We start from the raw sequence: 23,714 nt of genomic DNA on the forward strand, positions 1-23,714 counted from the left end.
ATGATGCATATCACGGAACCCCTGCCAACTGACAAGCGCGCGCGGCTTGTTTTTGGCATTGACTGGCGGGCCTACCCGGTGAAGGGGGGTAAGGCCGAGCGGCGGCGTTACGCCGATACATTCGGCGCGACCCACTACGTTGAGTTCAAAGTCGGCACCGACCTGATCGGCGGTTTTGCGATGCCTGACGCGCCGGAAGTAAAGGGCACACGCCTGTACTCGGGCGCCGCACGCGTGGCGCTCCACGACCGCATCAAGGGACGCGACGCAGCGTTGGTCCTGCTGCAGGACGGCCAGCGCGTCTATGTGGTGTATGTGGTCCGTGGCGCCGTGCGCAATGATGAAGTCTTGTCGCCTGAGGCGGCGCTGGCACGGCGTCTTGAGATCGAGCAGGAATGCCTGAAGGGGAATCTGAGGCTCGACACGCTCGGCACGGGCGATCGGATCGGCGACGTCGACGAACCGTTTCAGGCGAGCGAGTTGCTGGCGAACCGCAAGGTCGGACGCATCGCAAAACTTCCGATGTCCGTGCCGACCTTCATTCCGGTAGCCGCAATCGTGGTCGGCGCGTTTTTTGGCGTCCCGAAGCTGCTGGACGTTCTTTCTCCGCCGCCGCCCCCACCACGCGCGCCGACCTTTGCCGAGCAGTATGCGGTCGCGGTCCGTGATGTCTTCGCGCGCATGCAGCCGCGCGCGTCTGAGCTCGGCCCTGCACTGCTTACGGCCGTCGGTGGCAAGGAAACCGTGATCAAAGGCTGGGTGTTCCATGAGGCGAACTGTCCTGCCTCGGGGTTCTGCACGATGACGTTCCGGCGGCACGGCGGCTCCTTCTCCGGTTTCGATCAGGCTGCGACGGCGGATATGCGGCCGGTGACGTTCGCGCGCGATGGACGCACGCTGGCGTCGCGGGGACCCACCATTCCGAAGGCGGCATCGCTCATGGAAAGCGAATCGAAAAACTGGCCTGCCGAACAGGCCTTCATCGACATGCTGCAGACGCCGCCGCAACGGATGTCAGTCCAGCCCCTTGAGCTTCGCGCCTACGGCTACACGGTCACGCTTGCCGAGGCGCGGCCGCTCATCGCTCCGCCGGGGGCGGGTGGTCATGTAGGGCGACTCCTCAAGCAGGGCGACTGGACGATCGAAGGCTTCCGCTGGCAGTCGCCATTGCTCGCCAAGCTGCCGCCGAACATGGCGCTCGAATCGCTGAAGGTCGAACTGCGACTTAATGACGGCGCGGGCGCGACCACCGACAAGGAAACGGGCGACTCGCCGTATGGCGTCCACTTCACCGCGAAGGGAAAATACTATGTTTTCGATTAAGCACGCACTCATCGCGGCGGGTGTTGGTATTGCCGCGTCCGCTCATGCCGGCCCCGTCGGCGCCAGCCTGTCGATCGACGATATTGACCAGCTGGCGCGCGCGAACATCGCCCGTCAACTGAGCGGGGGCGCGGTCGGTAACGGCATGCTGCCGCCTGGCGCCATGACGCAACTGCAACCGGGGATTGCCGCCAGCAGCGTTACTGCCGACGTTGCTCCGCAGCCGCTCGAGAAGCCGGTGCGCCAGCCACGCGCGCATGGAGACCCGGTCACTTTTCTCGGCGCATTCAACGATGAAACTGGCGCACACGTCCTGTATTCGTACCGGGATGCAATCTACCCGGCGCGAGTCGGCGCGACGCTGCTCAACGGCTGGAGCGTCAAAGGCGTCGACGGCTATGCGGTGACGGTGGTCGAAGGAAAGCGAGTTTGGAAGGAGCCGATTCGCGGTTCCGCACCGATCCAGTCGCCGGCGACGAACGCAATCCGCTCCCTCGTGGATCTGGCTTCGCCTCTCCCAGCGGGCGCACCGCTACGGGGCGTTCCGCTTGGGGGGGGCCAATGAGTCTCTTCGCGGATATGGAATCACGGGAACCGGCGAAGCGCGGTCTACTTGGCCGACTCAAGGCGTTCAAGGCCGGGTTCACCGATAGCTCGTCAGGCGCGGTGCCGATTGTCGGGCGGGAGCCGGTAGACGGCGGTGAACCGACAGTTGCAGTCGACGGTCCGCGCGAGCCCCGTTTCAAAACGGCGAGCAAGCCGGTGAATCCCCGCCAGACGAATCAGGGCCATCCGATGACGATGGGCATGATGCTACGCCGCGCGCAGGAGGAAATAGAGGACGTCGCGGTATTCGACGAGGCAATCGGTTCGCATCGTGTCGCAGACAAGGACGTCTCGCCGTCCTGCGGATCTCCCAAGATGGAAGCGAGCGGTCTGCGTATTCCCGCTGAGTCCGATACGGCCACCTCGACCGTCGATGTGCGGGCGGATACAGTGCCTTCATCGGAACCCGAAGCGGGCATGTGGGCCGAGCGAGCGGCTGACCCGGAGCATGGGTCAACGCGCGTGACAGAACCGACCGAACCGCCTGCTGCGGACGCCGTGCAGGAAAGTGAATCCGCTTTGCACCGGCCTGCCGATTACGACGAGTCGCCGACGGTGCGACGCATCGGCATGGATGTGACCGAGGCACCGGACGTGTCGATCGAGACGGGACGACCGCGCCTGGTGCATGCCGACTCGCTGACTTTCAAGCGCGTGTTGTGCCAACGCGAGGAAAGCGCGGCGCTTGCCGTGACCGAATTGGCTCGCCGCGAATTCATCGCCGTCGAACTGCAGGCCGGTATCTCGATCGTGGTATCGACGCAGCGTTTCCACGAAAGCCAGTTGTACGCGACCTATCTGAAGGACCTCGCGCGCGCGGACATTTCCGTGCATGAAGAGATGGTCGCGGACGAGGACGTCATCGCGGCGCTTTACAGCAAGGAGAAGCAGCGCGCCTCGACAACCGTACCAGAGTCATCTCGCGCGATCGGGGCCTTCCGTGACGTGATCGAAGCAGCGAAAGCGTACGGGGCTGGCGACGTGCATTGGGAATATCGGGAGTTTGCCGACGATGTCGAGCTGCGTTTGCGCGTCGACGGCGACCTGTACTCGTATCGAAAAATGCCCAAGGCGCTGGTGCGCCGTGCGTTGTCGGCCGCCTATCAGGATCTCGTTCAACGCAACACGAACTCAGGCGAAACGTTCCAGCCGACGGCGCCGCAGTCCGCGATGATCCCGCTCGTAGCGCATATGGATCTCCTCAATATCCGCTGGCAGAGCACACCCCTTGTTGGCGGGTTCGATGTCGCGCTCCGTTTGCTCGACGGCAACTTCAAGCATGTGAAGGTACTGCTTCCGCACGAGATGGGGCTCGAGGCGAGCCAGCTGGAGATCCTCGATAGTCTCGGAAAAGTGACGGGCGGCGCCACTTTCCTGACCGGGGAGACTGGATCGGCGAAGACGACGTTGCTGCGAGCGATGTCGTACCTCGTGCCGAATCGCGATCGCATCAAGCAGTTCGCGGTCAACGAGCCATCCGAGGTACCCGCGCCTTGGCTTTCCGATATTTCGATTCAGCGCCGCCCGGGTGAGACCGAAGAGGACGCGAATCGCAAGATCGTCGAAGTGATTCGCACGCTGATGCGGATGGACCCCGACGACCTGACGATCGGCGAAGTCCGCGATTCGGTGTTGGCAGGTCTGGTCGCCGAACTCGCGCTGACCGGGCATCCGGTACGCACCACGCTGCACGGCAATAGCATCCTCGGTGCTGTGATGCGACTGGTCGGTGGCCGACTGAAACTGCCGATGGATGAGGTGGCCTCGGGCAGTTTCCTGAACGCGGTCGGCAACCAGAAGCTGATCCCGGTTCTTTGCCCCCACTGCAAGCGGCCGGCCCGCGACGTGCTGTCGCCAGGACAGATTGCGACGCTGGAGCGCAAGTTCGGTCTGGACACGTCCACCATGGCTTGCCGGGACGAGGACGGTTGCGAGCATTGCCGTCGCCCGGGCCTGTTCACCCGTTCGGGAAAGGTGGCGGCCGGCATCAAGGGGCAGACGCTGGCGATGGAGCTTTACCGCCCGACTCCCGAGTTCCTCGAGCGCGTTTCAGCGCGTGACTGGCGCGGTGCGGAGCATTTATGGCGAACCAGTCGCAAGAGCGACTTCGCCGATGCCGACATGACCGGCAAGACTGTCTATGAGCACGCGTTGTACAAGGCCTCGCGCGGACTCATCGATCCGCGGTTTATCGATGAGTCCATGTGCGCGTTCGATGCATACCGCGTGGCGCCGGATTCGGATGGGGTGATTCCGTCGTGATCAAGTCGCTCGTCTACTCGGTGTTCATGATGCTCCCGGCGAATGAGCGACTGCGCGTGGCAACGTTGCGGTTCCGTGCGATGCGCGAAATGTTCTATCGCGAAACGCGTCTCGACGTTGCCAAGAAGGGTTTGCGCAACAGCGAAACGTTGCTCGAGCGACTAACGACACTCGAGACTCGTCATCGTTCGCGCAAGAACCTTACATGGCCGGTGTTCCAGAAGATCGCGCAGCGCATGCGCGCCGGCGACGATTTCGCGACCGCGATCAAGTCGTTTATCCCGAACGACGAATTCGTGCTGCTTGAACTGGCAGGCCAATCGCCGCGCGACGATGCAGCGATCCGCGGTCTCGAACTCGCGGAGATGGCGGCGAACGCGAAGGGCGTGCTGTCTGCGACGACATCGATGCAGATGGCGTATCCCGTCTTCCTGATCGTCTATCTCTATGCGTTCTGCGTGCTGTTCGGCTCGGAGATTTTGCCGGCGACACTGGACGTGCAGCCGCTCGAAAGATGGTCGGCCTTTGGCCAGTTCATCTACGCCTTCGACACGTTTTGTGCCGACTACTGGTGGCTGACGAGTTCCGTCGTCGGAGGGATGGTGGTCGGCTATCTCCAAACACTGAAGCGGTGGACGGGCGAGTTCCGGAACCGAGTCGATGCGATGCCGCTGATGTGGCGCAATCGCCGCGACCTTCGTGCGGCGCTGCTAATCGTATCGCTGGCCGGTCTGTTCGATTCCGGTCTGACACTGCGCGCCACTCTGGACAAGCTCGCGAAGTCGGCCGACCCATGGATGCGTTGGCACCTCCGGAAGATGAGCGCGCGGCTGACGGCCAATCCTGACAAGCCGATGCATGCGCTCGACACCGGCATCTTCTCGGAAACCACCATCGACATCATGACCGATGCTGCAGGGCGTGATCAGTTCGTCGAGTCCATCAAGGATCTTGGTCAGCACTCGCTCACGCGGGTGGTCGAGGCGGTGCGCCGCAACGCGAAGGTCACTCACTACGTGTTGCTGGCCGGTGCAGTCCTGATGTTCCTTGTGTTCGGCCTGGGTTCTTACTTCGCAACGGGGGCCGTCGCATTCGATGGCGCGTCTACCTCTCTCAACCAAAAATTCTAGGAGCCACTGACTTGAACAAGATCAACAAGCCTGAACTGCAGAAGCATCCGTACATCGGCAAGGGACGTCACAAACAAAAGGGGGAGCTGTCGCTGGTTGAAGCCGCGGGCGTAATGGCGGCTGCCGCGTTGATCGCGCTGGTCGTCTACATGGGCCGGGGTTACGTGATGGACCGCATCCACGCAATGCAGTTCAAGAGCGAGGCGCAGTACTTCCGCAGCGGGATTCAGGACGCAACCTCCGGCGAAATTGACTTCTCGGGCGTCACGATGCTGACGCTTACGCAGAACCGTGCGTTCGACACCGCCGGCCGTCGCCTGAACAAGACGTCCGGTGCGCTGACGGGCATTTTCGGCGGGGCCGTTACGGCGGCCCCGGCGACCGTGACCGCGACAAATGATGCGGTCGCGGTGACGTACCCGGTTCCGGCAACGGTCTGCGCGCTCTCGGCGGATTCGATTTCGGAGGCGTACACGCAGGTCAAGGTGAACAACACGACGATCTCCGGCCCGGCGACGACGTTTAATTCGAGCGCGGCAGCGACGGCGTGCGCGTCGGCGGGCGCGATCGCCAGCGTCATCCTGTACGCGACCAAAGACAATTAAGGACCGACGATGCTCAGCATCATTGAAGTCGTGATCGTGCTGGTCGCTGCGGCGCTCATAACGCTGCAAGGCATTCAGCGTGACGTCGAGAAGCGTCGGCAGGACGTGCTGAGCGTCGAGGGGAAAAACCAGGCGGTGATCAATGCCGCGTTGTCGAACTGGGTGACGGACAAGTACGGCATGCTGGTGGAGCAGATGGTCGGGGGAAAGTCCACGTCCGTCACGCCACCGACGTTCGCCGAACTGCGTGCCGGCGGGTATTTGAAGGCGGACTACGCGGCCGGGCCGTTCTGGGGCGGTAGCTACATGATCCAGATGAACGTCGGCCCGGACAACTGTGCGACCGGCACGACGTCGTGCAAGGTGAGCTACGTCTTCTATTCGTCGCAGCCGGTGACCAGGTTCGGTCAACCGGACGTTGCCGGTGCCGGCATCGTGGCTCAGGCGGCCGGGAATGGATTCGGGTTCTCCACGACCCAAAATTCGACCACGGTGCGCGGCCTCAACGGGGCGTGGGCGGCCACTAATCCTGTGCCGGGCGCGCCGGCGGGCGTCGTGATGGCAACGAACGGCCCGTCGTCGGACGGGAACTCCGTGTTTATCCGGCGCGACGGCTCACTGAAATGGACGGGCAGTCAGGACGTCAACGGTGTCGACCTGCACAACGTTCGCAACATCGACGCGACCGGCACGATCGCCGCGCCGACGCTGGCCGCGTCGAACGTGGCAGTAAGCAACGCGGTGCGGACGCCGGGAACGTTGGTCGTACAGAACGCGGTGGGTGATGCGCCTGCGCCGATTTCGACAGGCGACAGTACGGTGAATGGGCAACTGCATGCCACACAGACGATCACGCCGGGCGCGATCGCGACGCCGCGGACGTCATGTCCTGAGAACGGCGCGGCCGCACAGAACAGTGATGGGCGCGGGCAATGGTTGTCGTGCCAGGACCACGTTTGGTTGCCGATCGGTGGTCCGGCGCTTCGGCACGGCTATTTCATGGTTCAGAACGGCTGGGGTGTTCCCGCGCCGAGCTGCGCTGGAGGAGGGACGCCGCAGATCGTATTCAGCCCGGTCTCCTTCTACGTCAACCCAACGGCGACGGTCAACGTCTCTGCGTCGGGTAGTGGACCGTGGACCGTCTGGATCACGGACGGGAACGGCAATGGCATCAGCGGCTCGGCCGTGGTGGAAACCTACTGTACATACTAGGGGTGTGGGACGTGAAGAGATGGGGAGGATGGGCCTTGGGAACCTTGCTGTTGCTCGGGGTGACGAGCGCTTTTGCCGAAGGCGGCTGCCAATCGGGATTTGCGCCCCGGATGTATCCGTTCTACGACCGGGCTGGCCAGTACATCGGAATGCGGGCGATGTGTGCGCCGATCCCGTGTACGCCGGGCTATCAGGATTCGACGTGCGCCGTTCCGCTACGTAACGGCGCGATTCCGCAGCCGCAGTGCCAGGGCGGCCCTGGTTGGACGACTGTGGCAGCGTCAGTGTGGCAGGGAGCGCGCTGGTCCGATCCACAATGCAGCTACCAAGCACGGCCGTCGTGCCCTCCGGGCTACGACGAAGTCGCTGCACCGAACTGGAACGGCTGGAGCTGGGTGGGGCAACGTTGTCAGCCGACCGCTCCACCAGCTCGTCAGTTGATCCAAGCGACGGCAGTTTTTCAGCTTGCTCCATGCAATCTGATTTTTGCACCGACGGACTTTCGAGGATCGATTCAAGTGACGGTCAATAAGAAGGTGTACTCGGATGGGTCGGTGGAGTATTACCAGTATCAGGGCGGGGGCTGGCCGGTCTTAGAGACGCTGATCGATTCGAAGGGCCGGTTCTACAACAAGCAGTACGGCAACACGTGGGATCTTGATCCTTCGCGGATCGATGGTGTAAGCGTTATGCCTCCGCTCAACGGCAACCTTGGGCAAGACCCCGCTAATCCGCGCGTTCCTGTACCAAACGTGCCTGGTGCGGGAAGTCAGTCGACCTGCGGTAAGCAAGGCGGGCGGTAAGCCACAGGGAAAACAAAAAAAGCCCCTTGCGGGGCTTTTTGTTTCGCGGCGGCGTTCAGAATCAGCCGATGGTGTTGCCGGTGGTGAACGAAAAATTCCTCGTGAACGGTGTACCGTTGATGGTCCCATTGAGCGTTGCGCTGTACGTGTTGTTCGGCTTCAACGCGCTTACCGGGTACGCGACAGCTTCGAAGGCGGGCAACAGCTTGTTCGGATCGTTCGTCGCGTCAAGCATCTTCAGTGGGATCTGAGTCCCGGATTGGTCGACGAGTACTGCGCTCTGCAGCGTGACCTTGTCGCTTGTGTTCCCGGTCACCGCGATCGGCGAGCCCCACTGGCCGGATGTTCCGGGGGGCGTCGGACGCTCTCCAGATGCGGCATACGGAATGCCAGTCACACCATTGCACGGGAAAGTGAGCGGCATGCTTCCGGCCGACTTGCCGTCGACACCGAAGGCGATCGTCGCGGAGAGTTGCGGGAAGCCATTGTAGGTCGTCGTTGCGACACCGACGCCGGCGATGGTCTCCGGCCATGTGACCAAGGCCACGTGATAGACACCCGACACGAAACCGTCGACCAGATCCTTGCCGTACTGATCGTTTGACAGTGTTGCGTTTGTATAGAACCCACTGCTTACACCCGTCGAAAATGCAGACGAAGGAAACCCGAAATGGGCCGCCCGATCGGCGTAGGTCACGCCGGTGAAGCCCGGGTTGCCAGTCGTCTCATTATCGCCGATCACGTTGTTCTGAAGCCCGTAGGACGCGTGCGCGGCGGCCGCTTGGTCGAGAATGGTGTTCTGCTGAAACGTCGGGAAGCCGCATTGTGACCGGTACTTGTTGACCTGGTTAAATGCGGCGAGTTGAACGCTGCCGGTGTCGTATTGCGGGGTCGCTACCGTCCCGGTCGGCGGCGTTGGCGTCGTTGCGCCACCACCGCCGTTGTTGCCGGAACCGGAGTCGTTGTTGCCTGCCGGCTGGCTCGATCCGCCGTCACCACCGCCACCGCAGGCAGCAAGAGTGAGCACCGCTGCCACCGTGAGGGCGGACAGGCTGATGGTCGTGAGCTTCTTCATTGCGTTTGGTCCTCGTATTGTTGTTGGGCTCGCCCACCGCGAACCCTTGATTCCATCCTATCGACGCGGCCGGGAAGTCAAGTTCGCGCGGCCGACGGCCCAGTCTTCTGAAATGGCTTGGGCGAGCCAAAAAACGCCAGTTCTAATTTACGGAATGATTACATCAGACTTAAGGGGCCATGGCGAAAAAAAATCCCGCCACTGGGCGGGATTCAAGGTCTGGTTTTCATCTGGTCGGCGGTGGGTGATCATGAAGGGCACCGGTGGCCATACGATCCTTGCCTTTCGTCATCGTGTGCGCTTCGTGCCTGCGACTATTTGTATTTCGCACGGCGGTGAGCACTACATCTTTACGACTTCGATCGGGCCACCCATCATGATGATGATCATGTATCCAGTGGAAGTCTTGAAATTTCCTGCGGTGAAGCCTGGCTTGACTTTCGCAAACATGATTACTCGATCGACAAGACCGGTGAACGATTCGTCGGTCCTCGATTTCATCAATTCCTCGAAAAGTTCGCGAGGGAATTTGGGGGCTACCTGAGAGCTTTTCTCCCACGAGCCTTTGTGTTCGTAGCTAAAGATGTACCCCGCGTCAGTTTTCTCGACCCTGAAAGCAGGCGCTATCTTCCCTTTCTGAGCGATTCCGAATTCCCCAACAAGGGGATCACTGGCAATGGTCGACGAAGGGGAGTCACCTTTAGTGCACGCGACGAGAAGGGTGGCAAGGAGCAACGCAGAAGCAAGCCCCGAGAAAATTCGATTCATTTGTTTTTTTGGTCTCCTGGTAGAGCTGGAACTAGCGACGAGCATCACGCTTCGAGCACGATTGTATATCTCTATCTGATTCGACATGCGCATGGGAATGTGAATGACCCGCCATAGGCGGGAAGCAAATTCTGATGCTCCTCCGGTCTTGCGCTGCCTCCGGTGGAAAATCCCTTGTCCGACGAAGGCCACGCCCAACAGCACGGTCGACTTGTGCGGGATGGCCGAAGACACGGCAGGGACGACCTGACGTGACTAGCACCTTGCCGAACTATGTTCTGGCCAGCAGCCCGAGCACGGGCAGCGGCTGATTGTCGACCCAGTCGGGGTAGGCTGCGTTGATCTGAGGGAGGATGTCACTCCATCCTACCGACGCGGCAGCAATGCCAAGTTCGCGCAGGCGACTGCCTACTATCTTGGTAATGGCGGACGGCAAAAAAAAATCCCGCCACTGGGCGGGATTCAAGGTCTGGCGGTCATCGCGCGCGTCGTCGCTTCCAGTGAAATACCCGCAACCCGACGAAAGCCACGCCGAGCAGCACGGTCGACTTGTATGGGATCGCAGAAGACACGGCAGGGACGACTTGAGCACCGACGTACATGCACGTGAGTGCGACCAGAACCTTGCCGAACCACGGCTTGGCCAGCATTACAAGCACAGGCGGCGGTTGGCTGCCGACCCAGTCGGGGTACGCGCCGTTGATCCGCTCGAGCTCGAATGCCTCACCATGCTTCCCACGTTCGGACTGATAGAACCGTTCGTACCGCTCGAATCGACCGTCGCCACGGCCGTCGAGCCACGCGGCGTTGCTTTCGGTGACGAGGTAGGCGAGGTCGTCCATGCGGCACCTAGTGAACGTAGACCGCCGCCCAAGGCAGCGCGGCTCGGACGTCGACGATGACGTACCCATCGGCCTCAGAGTAGTACTGCTCAGTCTCGGCGTCGTACCACGCAAACTGCGGTCGGCAATCGCCGTTAATTACGATCAGGCTCGCCGGCAGGTCGGGCACCGCACCGGTGGCCGGACGTTCGCTACTATGCTTCATTGCGTGCCCTCGCTTTGCCGCCGCGCCGTTTCGCGCCGAGCTGCCCCGTGCAGGCCGGGCAATCGAAGCTCTGGTGCATCTCGATTTTCGCGTCGTTGTTACTCACGATGTATTCGGTCCGGCAGGTCCGACACGGCGCGATCGTGAGTCGGTTGTCTGCGGCCATCGCCCGAGTCAGGTTACAGCCGCGGTCGACGGAGATCGCGTGCTTGCCGCCGAAGATCTGCTGGTAGACGTCGTTGGTCGCGATCAGGGCTTGCGGTGCGTTGGCGCCGGACGCTAGCGCGGCGCGGTAGAGCCACGTGAAGATCGTGCCGTGGAGGCGATTGGTTGGCGTCTCGACGAACCACGTGAGCGAGTTCGGCGTGTTGCCGCACGGGGAGCTGGTGCCGTGCATCTCGACATACCGTTGCCGCATCGCATTCTGATTCAGGCGGAACAGGCTGGCGGCAGTCGACGCGCGACACCCGTAGGCCATCAGGGCGCACGCGTAGGTCTCATTCTTGTCTCGCGGCAGTCGAAGCTCGCTCCAACCGGCCTTGCCAGGCGCACTGTTCATTCGGATCGGCGAGGTCGCCATGATCTGGTGAGCCACCATCTCGTCGGTCAGGTCGCTGGCGGTGAACTGATACCAGAACGTCGGCGTGTTGAAACGCCAGCGAAACAGGGGAAGTCCTTGCATCCGACCGAGCGCGATCCGCAGCTTGTAGGTGGGTACGGACGCGAGGTAGGTGGCTACCGCGGTCGTGATTCCGAGCAACGGAGCCGCAAGCACGCTGAGGTGGATCACACTTGTCACCAGATCGAGGAAGATCCGGTTGTGCTGTTCGACCGAGAATTTTGCGAGCGCGTCGAGCGGTGGCAGCTTCCGGAACAGTTGATCGACCGCGACTGTCGTCGGCGTTTCATCGACGAAGCAGCGCCAGTCTTCAACCGTCTCGAGCGTCGGGGCGACCATCAAGAACGGCGTGCGCAGGAGATTCCGCAGCGAAGCCTCGTTATGCTTGACGTGGTCGATTTCTTTGCGCTCGACGGCCAGGATGTCGTTGAAGGCGCCATCCATCTCAAGCAGCCACTTCATCTGGTCGACGAGGTCGAAGTTTGTCACCTGGATGCGCTCGGACAGCCAGTTTGGTACGTAAAGGCGCTCGATCGAACGGTAGGTCTCGCGCGAATTCTTCTTGTCCATTTTTGTATCTCTCTTCTACTGCACAACAACGTAGCGCGGCCCGCGCTAATTAGGCCCGTGCGGCCGCCATCACCTCGCCATGGAATTTGCCGATCAGGTCGCTGAACGCCTGAAACAGCGGTTTGAAGCGGGTCGGGCTCCCGTCCGCGGTCGCGAGTAGCTGCGCGCTGTGGTAGTCCTGTACGAACGAGCTGAAGGTGTCAATCAGGCCACGGATTTTCTTCTCGAGCACTTCGCTTGCTTCGATGGACGCGCGGTGTTCCTGCGCGCGCGCCTCGAGCTCCGAAAGCTGTGCCTGAGCTTGTTCAAGCTGGGTGCTGGCGGCCTCGAACTCGGCAAGCTTCGCCGACATTGCTTCTTGCAGGGTCGTGTAGGAATCTGGCAGCGTCGGCACCGGAACTTCAGTCTTCAACGGGTTCGCTTTGAGCTTGACGATTTCGGCGGTGAGCTGCTCGACCTCGCGTTCCCTGTTCGCGAGCGTTTGCTGCAGCGTTGACACCTGCTTGCCGGACGAGGCGAGTGAGACTTGAGTTTCCTGCGCCTTTGCTTTCTCGCGCGCCTGTTCCTGCCGCACGTAATTGAGTTCGACCGAAAGGCGGTCGATCTCCTTTTGCGCGTCGTCCAGTCGTCCGACAGTGGCGGTCAATTGGGAGGTCGCCTCCTCAATGCTGTTGTCCTTTCCGGCGATCTGATCCTCAAGCGACGCGATGAGGCGTTTGACCTCGCTCTTGGTAAGGTCGGGGGCCTCGCGCTTCGCCTCGATCACCTTCTCGACAACTTCATCGCTGATGTGGTTGTGGACCAGCAGAGACATGTCGCTGATGGTCAACATTTCGACCGCGCCGATATTGTTCGAGAACTTGTTGTAGCACCGGATGTACAGGCTGACCGACGACTTCGACTTCCTGAAGAGCTTGGTGAGAAAGGCGTAGACGAGCTCGGCGGCCTGGTTCCGGACTTTCCGGGTATCCCCCTGCGAACTGACGAAATGCCCGATCACGGAGGCATGGATATGCGCGAAGTTGCCGCCAATCCGCATGTGTTCCTGCAGGATTTTGCGGGTCGAGTGCGCGACTTCCTCGCTTTCGTGGATGATGATCCGAATGAGATTTTCGGGCAGATCGGCGAACATTTCGCGCGCGGTCGCACTGAGTTCGAGCTTGTCGGGGACATGCGCGAACGTTGCGGGCAGGTCGAGTTCTTCGCTGTCCGACGCGGAATTGTCGGGGACGGTGGGATCGAAGGTTTCGTCGTCTTCAGGTTTCTTCGACGGTTTCTTGGACAAAGCACTCTCCAGTTAAGGGGCCGGCCTTCCCTGGCACGGGATCGGCGGCTAGTGGGATCGGCCGGGACCCGGCCGACGGAAGCGAGACTTGGGGGTGTACACCAGCTTACGCGGCGCTTTTCAGCATCAGGGACCGAAAGCTGCACGAATCAATGCGTCTTTCGCGGAATGGCGCTCGCCGACAAACTGAAACGGATTGTTTCAATTGTTAATAAATGTAAGGCGATGGTCAGTTGTTTACGGATGAATTTCGGGCAACTTTATGGCGGTGGGCAGTAAGAGCCGATCCGGTCGGGTCGTCCACGCTCAATCGGCGCACAACGTCCCACGCTTCCGAGACACTGATGTCGGGATTCCCAGATTTCGCATGACGGTTCCGTTGTGTGCGAAGCCAGTAGCCCAGATCGCGAAGGGTGATAAGGGCGAGCGGTAGATCCGGGGACAGCGTGCAGTCGTCGTGCGCGAAGACGCCGAGGCCTTGCACATTCCAAGTGGCCGGCAGCGTGCCGCGCAGGAAGGCGACCTTTGCTCGGTTCTGGCTGATCGGTGAACGCCGCTCCTCCGGCTTGCCGCCGGCGAGGTGGCACAAGACTAGATCCGCGGTACGGCCGGGCAGGATCGAGCCGGCCCAGTTCTTGGTCTCGATCAAGAAGATGCCAAACGGCGTGACGACGAGATGGTCGACTTCGGCGGTCGGAAACTCGGTCCCCGGCGCGTGCAGCAACAGAAGCGCGGTGGGGTGGACATAGAAGTCGCTGCCGCAGAGCTGAGACAAGACACGGCGCAGTTCGACGAGTACGCGCGCCTCGCCGGCGTCGCCGGACGCTTGGCTCCGCGTCACAGGGGGAAAGGAAGGGCGACGCGGATGCGATTTTGCATACTGCTTGATCAGTGCCCAGGCACCGGCGAGAAGAATGACCGTCCAGACCATGTGGATGCGCCTCGTTTGTTGAAGTGACGCGTCCAGTTTGTCTCCGATTTTTGGAAGTCAAGTTCCGGAGAAAGCTATACGATTTTCTGGAGCATTCTGGGTTTAGCCCCACAACCGGTTGTGTCGGGACGACGCGGCCAAAGCTGTACGCGATTGGCGAGCATTCGGCGCGGGCCTTCCGTCGGCGCGGCTTACCCTACCTCTATCACGCGTTCCTGACGCATCGACCTTCCTGAGTCAACCGGCTCTGCCATTTCGCGGCCTGTCCGCGCCTTCCCTTCGATCGGCCCTGAGCTGTTTCGTGCGCTGACCATTCGGTCGCGGACGAAAGTGCTTCGCGCCGATTTCCTTGCTCACTCTGAGCATCGAAACCACCGGGCGTTGTCCGGACATTCCCTTGTTCGATTTTCTCTGGAGAGAAACATGTTGAAGTCCCTGTTCAGCGGCGCGTTCATATCGCCGTTCAAGCTCCTCGCCGTGTGCCTGGTGCTCTATGTTGCGACGACGTCGATCCTTGTTTCCCTGTTCCTGGTGATTGCTGCATTCCACTACGCAAAGAACAATGCGAGGAAGGCCCCGCGTTCGTCCGAACGCGATACCGCCGATTCTCGTGATGTAGAAGAGACCGTGCAGCACGCGAATCGTGATCAAGGCGCGACCGCACATTCCAGTGCGACGGCAGCGAAGGCGCCGCAACGGCAGTACGCGAAATCGGCCGTTGTCATTCCCATGAAGGCACCGTCCAACCAGACGAGCGCCAAACCGCTGAAGACGGGCACGAAGTAAGTCGCCCCTGTCCGACCGTGCGAAGCAATATGCACGGTCGCCCCATGTCCCACCGGGAACTACGTTCCCGATATGGGAACGTGGTGCCCGGGTGATATCCGGAGCACGCTCATGAAACCGCATGTGGCTGGTTGGCAGCTCGACATGTTCGGCGGCGAATCGCCGATTCTCATTTCCCCGACAAAACCCGATCCCCTCCCGGACCCCTCTCTTTGGGAGCCGCACGTGCGCGAGAAGCTCGCCGAGGCGGTAATCTTCTTCGCCCTCGATAGCAGACATAGCGACAACGTTCCCGAAGCGCTGATCGACTGTGCCGAAGTGTTGCATCAACGTCTGTGTAACCGGACGGTCGACAAGGTCGACTATTACGCGACGCTCGGCTGGATCATGGAGCTTTGGACCGGGGCGATTCCGTACCAGGTCGTCTGCGCACTCGGACGCGTGCGGCCACGCACCATGCAGGATGCGATCCGGGACGTTCCGCTGCTCAACTATGACTTCAACACACTCAACCGGTGGTGCAGCGGTCAACTGTCGTTGGAGGCGCAATGGGTAGCGTAGCGATGTTCTTCACACGCATGCTCGCACAAGCGTTTCCGGGCAGTCCGCGAAACTCGATGTCGGCGGCGCATCAGCCGCCATCATCCGGCAGTACTGAACGCGCGGTCGGGATCGGTGCATCCAACGAGACGTTCGTCACGATAGATGGAATCGCCCATCTGTTCGTCGACGAAGGCGACTGTGTAGTTGAGTTCGTACCAGCCTTCGACGACGCACCCGGCGACACGATGTTCGGCACGAAGATCCTCCCGGTACTGGTGCCGCACTGGGCGCTGTTGCATGAGCATCCGGCACCGCTGAAGGATGCGATCGCGACAGCGATCCGTCGCGATAGCGTACCGGCCACTTCCGCACCGGGCGTCGCTTCGCCTGCCGCGGATTCAGAAGCCAGATCGCCGCGACAGTCGGAGGTCGGGCGACCGCTATCGGATGGCGAACTCGAGGTGCGTTCGCTGTCCGCGAGTCAATCCAGTAGACCCCGATTTCAGCGTCGCGTTGGCAGCGACGATGCGGCGCGCTCTGCTGCGGTCGAAGGCGAGATCACGGGCTGGGGCGAAGAAACCTTCCCTGATCGTCGACCTGGACGATCTCGCAGCTATCGTTCGTTCGCGCTTCGTCTCGAGACGAGGGGCGGCGAACAGGTACTGCAGGGCGAAGGCCTGAAAGATGCGATTGCCGAATGTGGCTGCCGCGTCGGCGACACCGTCAAGGTGAAGCGCCTGCGCAAGATCAAGGTACCGGCGTTCCGCAAGGAAGACGGCTCACCCATTTTCAAGAACGGCCAGCAAGTCATGTGGGACAAGTGGCTGTGGTCAATTACCACGTGAAGGAGTATCAGATGGCATCTGTCAACAAAGTGATCATCATCGGCAATCTCGGCGCTGATCCGGAAGTACGCTATTTGCCGAGTGGCGACGCGGTTGCGAACGTGCGCGTCGCGACGACCGAACGCTACAAGGACAAGGCGAGTGGCGAGTACAAGGAAATCACCGAGTGGCACCGCATCTCGTTCTTCGGCCGGCTGGCCGAAATCGTCAACGAGTACCTGATGAAGGGCAGTGCGATCTATGTCGAAGGCAAGATCCGCACGCGCAAATGGCAAGGCCAGGACGGGCAGGATCGCTACTCGACCGAGATCGTGGCCGACCAGATGCAGATGCTCGGCGGCCGCAACAGTGGCGGTCGCGGTGACGGCGGTGGTCACGGTGGCGACGGCGATTTCGAGCAGGGCACTCGCCGGCAGGCGGCCGCCCCGGCAGCGCGCCCCGCACCCGGCCAACCGCCTGCAAATACGGCGGCACGTTCCCAGCATTCGGCACCCGCGCCGGATCAGACGAGGTCATATGGTGGTGGCGGTGGCTTCGCAGACATGGACGACGACATACCGTTTTGCCCATCCCATTCCCGTGCTGCCTGGTCGGTGATCTGATCCCGAAAAGTCTCACCGTTTCGTTTTCGTCTCCTGTTTTTTCTCACCTTTAGCGTGCGACGTGCCTTCGGGCGCGTCACACGCCGTCTTTCTTCCCTCCCGCATTCCTTGTTCCGCCGACGTTGCTGAACCAAGCCGAAGCGCTCGCGCGTGGCTTCGTTGAGCAAGTGTTTCTGCGCCTGTCTCAGGCATCGAAAAACCCGCAGTCCAACTGGAGAGATCCGTGAACGTGAAGTGTTTTTGCCTTTCGTCCCGCTCGGGGCTCTCCGTGTCGCGTCGATTCGACGCGACGTTGGAGGCCGCGGCGGGCGAGAGGTTTGGTGATCCATCTGTGCTGGCCATCCAAGTGTTGGCGGATGCACGCGTTTTCGTCGTCGGGCGAATGGAGGACGAATCATGCGCGAGCTAAAGAAACTGATTCTCGCGAATCTGGACTGGCCCAACATCCTTCCGCATTACATCGACAGTCGATTTCTAGGGGATGGCGGCAAGCGTTGGTGGACCTGCCCACTCTGTGAAGGGGAAGAGACCTTCCGGCTCTTTCCCGCCGAGAAAGACCCCAGCGGTGGTTGGCACTGCGCCCGTTGCCTGAAGGGCGGCACGGGCGTGCAGCTTATCCATGAGGTGACTGGCAAGCCGTATCGCGAAATCTACTACGAGCTCGAGACGGGCAACTACAACGGCGGAATCGCCGTCGCAGTTGCGCGTAGGGCAAAGCCTGTCCCGGTCCGGCCTGAGAAAAGTGACGAGCAGAAGTGTCGCGAGATGCAGGCCGCGTGGGATGGTGCCGCGCTGGTGACTGCCGATACGCCGGTCTGGACTTACTTGTCCACGCGGATTCCCGGGCTGCGGCCCGAGTGGATCGGACGGGACGTGCGCTGCCACCCTGGCATGGAGTACATCGATGCCTTCGGGAAGACGCAGGGGAAGTTTCCCGTGATGCTGCTGCGCGCGCGATCGCAGGCCGGAAAGCCGCGGCGGCTCCATCGCACCTATCTCACTGTCGACGGTGAGAAGGTTCCTTTCCGCACGAAGAAAGGGAAGCAGCGGGCGAAGCTGGAGATGAGCGCGCCGGCCGGCAGTTTTGGTTCGTCGGTGCCGCTCAACACGACGCGGTCTCGTACGCTTGCCCTGGTGGAAGGTGCCGAAACCGGCTTTGCGGTTGTCGCCCGGTATGAGAATCGCATCGAGGTCCGCTGCCTGCTGAATTGCGGTGGGCTGGAGCATGCTGACATCAACTGGGATGACTACGACCACGTGATCATTTACGCCGATCGCGACAAGGTGGACCCTCGGCGAGGTTTCCGGCCAGGTGAACATTACGCCCAGGCGCTCGCAGGTCGCATTCGTGCGCTCGGCAAGCGTGTGTCGATCGTGAAATCCGTGGTCGAGGGTGTGGACTTCTGCGACGTGTGGAAGCTGCAGCACCAGCGACGGGCACAAGAGCGTGAGTTCGGTCGCGCCAGGCAACTGGCGCGTGAGGAAACACGACGGCGAAACCTGACACGCATCCGCAGTAACGGGATGTGCGCCGCATGATGATTTTGACGCCGGCTATCGCCGGCACTTTTTTTCTTGCCCGGTGGGGATACGTCCTCTCCGGGCCGTATTGCGCCGGGCGACATCACGAGGTGACAGATGGGCTCGTTTCGACTGGTGCTGGATGAGTTTGAAGTGGTTGCGGCTACGCCCGCGGTGGGCACGTCGAAAGCGACGGACAGTTCTGGTGGCCCGCGCTTCGACGTGATCGACCGGCTGCTCGAAGGTGATGATCGCTTCGTCCTGCGCGATGAAGCTTTCCAACCTGCGGTCGATTTCTGTATCGCATGGCTCGAAGAAAAGGCGAAGAGCAGAGAGCACTAAGACTGGAAACAAGCGACTTCCTTCGGGAAGTCGTTTTTTTTGCTTAATCGCCGGCGAAGATGAGTACCAGCAGCAGCACTAAGCGGAAGATACGCCACGTGCCGCTGGCCCACAGCGCGCCGATTGCACCACCGAACAGAAACAGCATGGCGAGGTCGCTCGCCCCTGCCTTGTACATGAAACAGCCCGCCAGCCAGATGGCCGAGCACATCATCACGATAATGAGGCGGCGCAAAACGAAGGGCAACGCATTGAAACCGCGTACGATGGCCGAAGTGAAGCCCCCGATCGTGCTCATTCTTCACCTTGGCGTTGGGCGGCAGAGAGCGCTTCTGCGCAGTAGTAGCCCGCGACCGCGAACGCAACTGCGCAGGCGAGAAAGAGCGGCGACGTGAGCTTGTCTACGATTTCACCGGTGCGAATCCACTCGATCAGTTCCAGCATGTTTTTCTCCTTATCTATCGGCGCAAGACATGGAACACGCCTTGGACACCGACCTCACACAGCAATTTTCTCAGGCCTATACAAAAAGCAAATCCCGAAAAATCGGGCTGGCCTAAGATTACAGCCACGTCCCGAGTTGATCGTGAAGCGCATCGCCGAAGTCCGCGCTGTCGAGGTTTCCATCCCCAACGCGGATTACTTGAAAACCCTCGCTATCACCCGCACTTGAGTCGCGTAGCTGCGGTGCTTGTCGTGCCGCCGGCGGAGGGAGCGGCGTGGCCACTCGTGGTGCGGCGACGACGTGCCCGATCATTTCCAGACGCAGGGCTGATTCCGCCAGCGCCTTGAGGACGGCGGCCCGACGACGGGCCGTAGGACACGCGCTCAACCGCTCGAACAGCAGCGGCGACACGAGCTCGTTGATCGTGATGGTCATCTCGATCTTGTCGCTCATGCCACCTCCTTAACGACGCTCGCGGGCGATCGTCGATTCGCCGACCAGCAGGAATCCCCGCACGTTTGCAAGGCACGGCGCGTCGATCACTTCGATCACCACGCGCGGGAAGGCGCGGCGGATCACCGCCGCATATAGTGCCGCTCCTCCACCGGACAGGATGATCGACCGGACGTTCGCCAGCCGGCCGACGTTGTTCTGCATTTCCTTCACGACGCCTGAAATCAGCGGTTGCGCTTGCTCGAGATAGGGTGCGAGATCAATGTTGGTGCCAAAGAAGAAGAACGGCGTCTGCTCACGCAGCGCTTTGTCGATCCGCTCGATATCCTCCACTGCGTCGCCCTGGTCCCGGGCGATCAGCGACGCGATCCGCTGATAGATCTGCGATGCGCCGCCCGGCATACCGCTGCTGCGCTTGTCGTCCATCGTGAAACCGCTCGCGTAGACCCAATCGGTCGTGAAGTAACCGACGTCGACGACGAGATGCTCGACGTCCCGCGCGAAGCCACCTTGCCGACCGCTGGACGCGAGAACGAGCGAGCCGAGCGGCTGCGGGATCACCATGACCTTGTCGATCGTCACGCGGCCGGCGCCGAAATCCAGTTCGCCAGTGAAGCGTTCCTTGAGTTCGGTCGCGTACTTCTTCATGTTGTGGACGGGTAGGCCGAGCACCAGGCGTTCGATGTGCGACACGCCTGTGAAGTGGATCGCGCCGAAGAGCAGCGCGGCGTAGTTGTCCGAGAGCACGTAGTCGTCCGCGAGTGCGCGCCCCGTGTTGCCGTAGGCGGCGGTCAGCGAGACGTCGGGGCCGACCTCGTACTCGACTAGATCGATGACGATGGTGGCCACTTTGCGCGCGGTCAGGACACCTTCTCCGTAGCCGGCGATGGCGCGACTGGCAGCAAGCGGTGCGAGGGAAGGGAACATGCCTGCGACGATGGAATTGTTCGCGGCACGGTGGGCATACTTCGTGTTGCCGTAGCCGACGTCGATAGCAAAGACTGCGGTTTTCAAGGGTGACTCCTTTGGTCGATGGTTCATGGAAAGCAGGTGCAATGTCGAATCTGAAGTCGACCTACGGTACGACCTAAATTCGAAAGTCCTAGATAAAGTCGGACATTGAGGATGGGTCGTCTCCGAAGTCGGACATAAAGTGGGAGATAGCAGAGCTGGACCCGTCAATCTCCCGGATAAGGTCCGAGATTGCGTGATCCAGTCTATCGAGCGGGTCGCAAAGTCAAGTTTCGGAAAGCCGTGCACTTCCCGTCAGCTTTCGCGCTGTCGAGCGTGACAAATCGGCCTATTCTTGGCATCACCTACCGCGTCATCGACGCATCGAACCCGAGCACCAGGCGCTCACACCTTCCTTCTGGCCCGTCCTGGGCCTTCTACGCAGTGAAATGTCCGGGCCGCACATTGACGCGGCCTTCTTTTGAAGCAAATCAAGTACACAGTGGTCCACCTTGAGGACCCCTGGACAGTGCGATATCCATACGATTGGCGGCGGTTTGTCGCAATGGGATGCAATGAGGACATGTGGACGCCGGACAGCGGACAGTTCACGTGGCCTCGATTGCGTCTACTCACGCCCTTTCAGCGAACGAGCTGGGTGCGTTCAGGAAGCCCGATACACCGCGGCCGACATGAACGTGCTTGGGGGCGGGGGAAGTCTTGCGATCCGGAGAAGCCGGCGTCGCGATTCCCCGATTGGAAGAACGAACGGTAGGCGCAGCCGTAACCAAAATGCGCAACAGGAATTGCCCGGCACTTAGCCCGGCGTTGGCGACCGCGAGGATCGTCGACGTCGAGACGCGCAAGCGTCAGGCTGGCAGGGTAGCCACGAAGCTGGACTGTGCGGAGTGAATCCGCGCAACGCGCCCGACAGTCGGGCGCGAAATGATCGGTGACGGTTTGCGCGAAGCGCGGGCTGCGTTGCGGTCATGGCAGCAGGGTGGACGGTCGGAATGCATGCACTTCCCATGCACCGGGCTGATCGGATGGAATCGCTAAAGGACAGGAAGGGCGGGACCGCACCGGCGGATTCCGTCGGAGCCGCTTGCGCGATAGCGATGGCGGTAGAGGGATAGTCCAGCGTGGTGCCAGGTAGGGGCACGCAACGGACGGTTAAGGTGAACGTCTATGGGGCCGATCTGAACTGTCGGGAACACTCCGCGTTGTCTGACGCGAGGAAAGCCTGCGCGAAGCGGGCGCTGACGGTCGATGCCGAATTCCCAGCGCAGAGACGAATGTCCCACGCGCGGGTTGGGTTGAACGATGACACCTACCGCGTTGGAGTGATTTTCGACGCGTGGCGCCGCGGAGACCTGTGCTTGACGAAGCACCAGGGCTGTACGTTGTGTTCGCAAGCGGGAGTCGGCGTGAGCCCCTCGGGCCAGGAGCGATGATGTCGTCGCGCCGAGATGTGGGACGACGTCGCGGGGAAACGCGACGTGCTTGGCATGACCGATTAATGGTATTGAGCGGCGGGTGATGTCCGCTGGGTGCAAGCGGCGTTGGCCGCAAGGAGTAGGAGTATGGCTGCGATCCTCAACGTCCGAGCTGTTGTGGGCCGCTATCGACTGCCGCCGGAGTTTCGCGATGCACTGCTGGTGCTGTTCGATCAGCATGTCGCCGAGATCCACAGCACGACGAGGATCAGCAAACGTGCGTTGTCGATCAAGACGCAGGAATACCGGGCGACCGCGATCTGCAAGGCGTTCGTCGAACTGCGTGACGGCGGGTTCGCCCTGCAAACGCCGTGGTCGTTGAAGGAGAAGCACATCGAGTACTTGATCGATCGATGGGTGAAGGCTGAACAGTCCGGCGGCACGATCGAGAACAAGCTCACCTACTTGCGGGCACTCGCGCAGTGGCTAGGTAAGGCGAACCTCGTCGGCACGCTCGGCGACTACGTCGATCGCCGCGTGGCCGGCCTCGAGCGCAGCTACGTCGCAACCGAAGACAAATCGTGGGTGGGGAACGAGGTGGACGCGGCGGCCAAGATCGAAGAGATCGCGAAGACATGTCCATACACGGCTGTGCAACTCAAGCTGCAGGCCGCTTTTGGCTTGCGCGTCGAAGAGAGCTTCATGCTGCGTCCGGTGGAGGCGGTTCGCGATCCGAATGTACTGGCGGTGACGTGCGGGACAAAGGGCGGGCGGCCGCGGGAGGTGCCGATCGAACGGAAGGTTGCGATTCTCGAGGAAGCTGCGCGGCTGAGCAACGGCGTCACGGGGTCCACGATTCCAGTCGGCCGGACGTTGAAGCAGTGGCGCGACTGGTATTACTACGTGCTCGCCAAGCATGGCGTGACGAAAAGCGGGATCGGTGTGACGAGCCATGGGTTGCGTCACGAGTATCTGCAGACGCTCTACGAACAGGTCGCGGCAGCGCCGGCACCGATCAAGGGATCGGCGGCGCGCCCGGATGCGGCCGCCCATGCGGAAGCCAAGCGCCGAGTGGTGGAGGCCGCTGGACACAGCCGCAAGTCGAAGGCGAATGCGTACCTGTCAACGTTTGTGCGGCAGGACATGCTGAAGAAAGCGCTGCCGACCGTCGAGAAAGTAGAAACGGCGCTCGACGCGGCCGGCGGGAACAAGAGTCATGCCGCGGCGGCGCTGGGCATTTCACGTCAGGCGCTGTATCGCATCCTGGGCATGCCCGGGAAAACTATGACAGGTTAACTGAGGGGACAATCGGCATTCGGCCATGAGCCGTCATCCGCTCACATCTGCCATTGGGCACCCGGAAGGCAGCTTGGGCTCTGGAAGCAGACGTCAACTAAGGCGCTCGTGCGCCGACCGCGATTTTCCCTGTTTTGATCCGGGTACGGGTTCGCCACGTGGCCGGACGACAAGAAGGATCCGATCGACAAGGCGGACCTCGCCGCCATCGCCGCGGCGCACGATGTCTGGAAGGGCAACCATGGTCTGCGGGACTTC

Annotated in this window: 25 protein-coding genes; 15 read left to right on the top strand and 10 right to left on the bottom strand. The window is 61.4% G+C overall.

Going from position 1 to position 23,714, the window contains the following annotated elements:
* From WS91_RS04505 to WS91_RS37165, 7 genes are read left to right on the top strand one after another with little or no spacing between them, the layout of a single operon-like run.
* Positions 1–1,323 carry a hypothetical protein gene (locus WS91_RS04505; protein WP_059584063.1) on the top strand — a complete coding sequence of 441 codons (1,323 nt, stop codon included), beginning with the start codon at positions 1–3 and terminating at the stop codon, positions 1,321–1,323.
* Positions 1,310–1,888, top strand: coding sequence for a hypothetical protein (locus tag WS91_RS04510; protein ID WP_059584061.1), 579 nt, complete (start codon positions 1,310–1,312; stop codon positions 1,886–1,888). The genes WS91_RS04505 and WS91_RS04510 overlap by 14 nt, the downstream gene beginning before the upstream one ends.
* The gene (locus tag WS91_RS04515) at positions 1,885–4,191 is read left to right on the top strand and encodes an ATPase, T2SS/T4P/T4SS family (protein WP_059669827.1); all 2,307 of its coding nucleotides are present in this window, start codon (positions 1,885–1,887) and stop codon (positions 4,189–4,191) included. Before WS91_RS04510 ends, WS91_RS04515 begins: the two co-directional genes overlap by 4 nt.
* On the top strand, positions 4,188–5,321 hold the full coding sequence (locus tag WS91_RS04520; RefSeq protein ID WP_059669828.1) for a hypothetical protein: 1,134 nt from the start codon (positions 4,188–4,190) through the stop codon (positions 5,319–5,321). Before WS91_RS04515 ends, WS91_RS04520 begins: the two co-directional genes overlap by 4 nt.
* Positions 5,322–5,332: 11 nt before the next feature.
* The gene (locus tag WS91_RS04525; protein WP_059584053.1) at positions 5,333–5,926 is read left to right on the top strand and encodes a type 4 pilus major pilin; all 594 of its coding nucleotides are present in this window, start codon (positions 5,333–5,335) and stop codon (positions 5,924–5,926) included.
* A 9-nt stretch (positions 5,927–5,935) separates the two neighbouring features.
* Positions 5,936–7,138, top strand: coding sequence for a hypothetical protein (locus tag WS91_RS04530; protein ID WP_059669829.1), 1,203 nt, complete (start codon positions 5,936–5,938; stop codon positions 7,136–7,138).
* Between the two features lie 35 nt (positions 7,139–7,173).
* Complete coding sequence (locus WS91_RS37165) at positions 7,174–7,941, top strand: hypothetical protein (RefSeq protein ID WP_414734399.1); 768 nt, start codon at positions 7,174–7,176, stop codon at positions 7,939–7,941.
* A gap of 61 nt (positions 7,942–8,002) precedes the next feature.
* On the opposite strand, the gene WS91_RS04535 is transcribed toward WS91_RS37165, so the two are convergent.
* Positions 8,003–9,016 (bottom strand): CAP domain-containing protein, encoded by a 1,014-nt coding sequence (locus WS91_RS04535; RefSeq protein WP_059669830.1) that lies wholly within the window; start codon positions 9,014–9,016, stop codon positions 8,003–8,005.
* Between WS91_RS04535 and WS91_RS35480 the strand changes: the two genes are divergently transcribed.
* Complete coding sequence (locus tag WS91_RS35480; protein ID WP_156432285.1) at positions 9,003–9,560, top strand: hypothetical protein; 558 nt, start codon at positions 9,003–9,005, stop codon at positions 9,558–9,560. The genes WS91_RS04535 and WS91_RS35480 overlap by 14 nt on opposite strands.
* A 700-nt stretch (positions 9,561–10,260) precedes the next feature.
* Here WS91_RS35480 and WS91_RS04545 read toward each other — a convergent pair.
* From WS91_RS04545 to WS91_RS04565, 5 genes are all read right to left on the bottom strand, one after another.
* Positions 10,261–10,626 (bottom strand): hypothetical protein, encoded by a 366-nt coding sequence (locus tag WS91_RS04545; protein WP_059669832.1) that lies wholly within the window; start codon positions 10,624–10,626, stop codon positions 10,261–10,263.
* Positions 10,627–10,633: 7 nt separating this feature from the next.
* Positions 10,634–10,831 carry a hypothetical protein gene (locus tag WS91_RS04550; RefSeq protein ID WP_059584040.1) on the bottom strand — a complete coding sequence of 66 codons (198 nt, stop codon included), beginning with the start codon at positions 10,829–10,831 and terminating at the stop codon, positions 10,634–10,636.
* Positions 10,821–12,020: a FlhC family transcriptional regulator gene (locus WS91_RS04555; RefSeq protein ID WP_059584037.1), complete on the bottom strand. Its 1,200-nt coding sequence runs from the start codon at positions 12,018–12,020 to the stop codon at positions 10,821–10,823. Before WS91_RS04555 ends, WS91_RS04550 begins: the two co-directional genes overlap by 11 nt.
* 49 nt (positions 12,021–12,069) lie before the next feature.
* Positions 12,070–13,305 carry a hypothetical protein gene (locus WS91_RS04560; RefSeq protein WP_059579535.1) on the bottom strand — a complete coding sequence of 412 codons (1,236 nt, stop codon included), beginning with the start codon at positions 13,303–13,305 and terminating at the stop codon, positions 12,070–12,072.
* Between the two features lie 229 nt (positions 13,306–13,534).
* On the bottom strand, positions 13,535–14,236 hold the full coding sequence (locus WS91_RS04565; protein ID WP_059669833.1) for a nuclease-related domain-containing protein: 702 nt from the start codon (positions 14,234–14,236) through the stop codon (positions 13,535–13,537).
* Between the two features lie 423 nt (positions 14,237–14,659).
* Here WS91_RS04565 and WS91_RS04570 point away from each other — a divergent pair, with 423 nt between their 5' ends.
* The 6 genes from WS91_RS04570 (at position 14,660) to WS91_RS04595 (ending at position 18,875) form a co-directional block, all read left to right on the top strand.
* The gene (locus WS91_RS04570; protein ID WP_059669834.1) at positions 14,660–15,022 is read left to right on the top strand and encodes a hypothetical protein; all 363 of its coding nucleotides are present in this window, start codon (positions 14,660–14,662) and stop codon (positions 15,020–15,022) included.
* 111 nt (positions 15,023–15,133) lie between these two features.
* Positions 15,134–15,583 (top strand): hypothetical protein, encoded by a 450-nt coding sequence (locus tag WS91_RS04575; RefSeq protein ID WP_059579548.1) that lies wholly within the window; start codon positions 15,134–15,136, stop codon positions 15,581–15,583.
* Positions 15,571–16,410 (top strand): hypothetical protein, encoded by an 840-nt coding sequence (locus WS91_RS32090; protein ID WP_082758092.1) that lies wholly within the window; start codon positions 15,571–15,573, stop codon positions 16,408–16,410. Before WS91_RS04575 ends, WS91_RS32090 begins: the two co-directional genes overlap by 13 nt.
* A gap of 11 nt (positions 16,411–16,421) precedes the next feature.
* Positions 16,422–17,012, top strand: a complete 591-nt coding sequence (gene ssb, locus WS91_RS04585; RefSeq protein ID WP_059579545.1) for a single-stranded DNA-binding protein — start codon at positions 16,422–16,424, stop codon at positions 17,010–17,012.
* A 396-nt stretch (positions 17,013–17,408) separates the two neighbouring features.
* Positions 17,409–18,551, top strand: coding sequence for a DUF7146 domain-containing protein (locus WS91_RS04590; RefSeq protein ID WP_059669835.1), 1,143 nt, complete (start codon positions 17,409–17,411; stop codon positions 18,549–18,551).
* A 99-nt stretch (positions 18,552–18,650) separates the two neighbouring features.
* Entirely contained in the window at positions 18,651–18,875 is a 225-nt protein-coding gene (locus WS91_RS04595) for a hypothetical protein (protein ID WP_059579514.1), read from the top strand.
* Between the two features lie 43 nt (positions 18,876–18,918).
* Here the strand turns inward: WS91_RS04595 and WS91_RS04600 are convergent, their stop codons facing one another.
* The 4 genes from WS91_RS04600 to WS91_RS04610 all read right to left on the bottom strand — a co-directional run bounded on the left by WS91_RS04600 (position 18,919) and on the right by WS91_RS04610 (position 20,787).
* Entirely contained in the window at positions 18,919–19,173 is a 255-nt protein-coding gene (locus WS91_RS04600) for a hypothetical protein (protein WP_059579491.1), read from the bottom strand.
* Positions 19,170–19,319 carry a hypothetical protein gene (locus WS91_RS35485; RefSeq protein ID WP_156432286.1) on the bottom strand — a complete coding sequence of 50 codons (150 nt, stop codon included), beginning with the start codon at positions 19,317–19,319 and terminating at the stop codon, positions 19,170–19,172. The genes WS91_RS04600 and WS91_RS35485 overlap by 4 nt, the downstream gene beginning before the upstream one ends.
* Positions 19,320–19,437: 118 nt before the next feature.
* Complete coding sequence (locus WS91_RS04605) at positions 19,438–19,773, bottom strand: hypothetical protein (protein ID WP_059669836.1); 336 nt, start codon at positions 19,771–19,773, stop codon at positions 19,438–19,440.
* A 9-nt stretch (positions 19,774–19,782) separates the two neighbouring features.
* Positions 19,783–20,787, bottom strand: coding sequence for a PRTRC system protein D (locus WS91_RS04610; RefSeq protein WP_059669837.1), 1,005 nt, complete (start codon positions 20,785–20,787; stop codon positions 19,783–19,785).
* Positions 20,788–22,307: 1,520 nt separating this feature from the next.
* On the opposite strand from WS91_RS04610, the gene WS91_RS04615 reads away from it, so the two are divergent.
* The gene (locus WS91_RS04615) at positions 22,308–23,456 is read left to right on the top strand and encodes a helix-turn-helix domain-containing protein (protein WP_059669838.1); all 1,149 of its coding nucleotides are present in this window, start codon (positions 22,308–22,310) and stop codon (positions 23,454–23,456) included.
* The last annotated feature ends 258 nt before the right edge of the window (positions 23,457–23,714 follow it).

The sequence above is a fragment of the Burkholderia sp. MSMB1498 genome (genome assembly GCF_001526245.1).
Lineage (GTDB): Bacteria > Pseudomonadota > Gammaproteobacteria > Burkholderiales > Burkholderiaceae > Burkholderia > Burkholderia savannae.

Bases quoted from the DNA above. Each gene is read 5' to 3' on its own strand.
- WS91_RS04505 (WP_059584063.1), top strand. From the start codon at position 1: ATGATGCATATCACGGAACCCCTGCCAACTGACAAGCGCGCGCGGCTT.
- WS91_RS04510 (WP_059584061.1), top strand. From the start codon at position 1,310: ATGTTTTCGATTAAGCACGCACTCATCGCGGCGGGTGTTGGTATTGCC.
- WS91_RS04515 (WP_059669827.1), top strand. From the start codon at position 1,885: ATGAGTCTCTTCGCGGATATGGAATCACGGGAACCGGCGAAGCGCGGT.
- WS91_RS04530 (WP_059669829.1), top strand. From the start codon at position 5,936: ATGCTCAGCATCATTGAAGTCGTGATCGTGCTGGTCGCTGCGGCGCTC.
- WS91_RS04535 (WP_059669830.1), bottom strand. From the start codon at position 9,016: ATGAAGAAGCTCACGACCATCAGCCTGTCCGCCCTCACGGTGGCAGCG.
- WS91_RS04545 (WP_059669832.1), bottom strand. From the start codon at position 10,626: ATGGACGACCTCGCCTACCTCGTCACCGAAAGCAACGCCGCGTGGCTC.
- WS91_RS04550 (WP_059584040.1), bottom strand. From the start codon at position 10,831: ATGAAGCATAGTAGCGAACGTCCGGCCACCGGTGCGGTGCCCGACCTG.
- WS91_RS04555 (WP_059584037.1), bottom strand. From the start codon at position 12,020: ATGGACAAGAAGAATTCGCGCGAGACCTACCGTTCGATCGAGCGCCTT.
- WS91_RS04565 (WP_059669833.1), bottom strand. From the start codon at position 14,236: ATGGTCTGGACGGTCATTCTTCTCGCCGGTGCCTGGGCACTGATCAAG.
- WS91_RS04570 (WP_059669834.1), top strand. From the start codon at position 14,660: ATGTTGAAGTCCCTGTTCAGCGGCGCGTTCATATCGCCGTTCAAGCTC.
- WS91_RS04575 (WP_059579548.1), top strand. From the start codon at position 15,134: ATGAAACCGCATGTGGCTGGTTGGCAGCTCGACATGTTCGGCGGCGAA.
- WS91_RS32090 (WP_082758092.1), top strand. From the start codon at position 15,571: ATGGGTAGCGTAGCGATGTTCTTCACACGCATGCTCGCACAAGCGTTT.
- ssb (WP_059579545.1), top strand. From the start codon at position 16,422: ATGGCATCTGTCAACAAAGTGATCATCATCGGCAATCTCGGCGCTGAT.
- WS91_RS04590 (WP_059669835.1), top strand. From the start codon at position 17,409: ATGCGCGAGCTAAAGAAACTGATTCTCGCGAATCTGGACTGGCCCAAC.
- WS91_RS04595 (WP_059579514.1), top strand. From the start codon at position 18,651: ATGGGCTCGTTTCGACTGGTGCTGGATGAGTTTGAAGTGGTTGCGGCT.
- WS91_RS04600 (WP_059579491.1), bottom strand. From the start codon at position 19,173: ATGAGCACGATCGGGGGCTTCACTTCGGCCATCGTACGCGGTTTCAAT.
- WS91_RS35485 (WP_156432286.1), bottom strand. From the start codon at position 19,319: ATGCTGGAACTGATCGAGTGGATTCGCACCGGTGAAATCGTAGACAAG.
- WS91_RS04605 (WP_059669836.1), bottom strand. From the start codon at position 19,773: ATGAGCGACAAGATCGAGATGACCATCACGATCAACGAGCTCGTGTCG.
- WS91_RS04615 (WP_059669838.1), top strand. From the start codon at position 22,308: ATGGCTGCGATCCTCAACGTCCGAGCTGTTGTGGGCCGCTATCGACTG.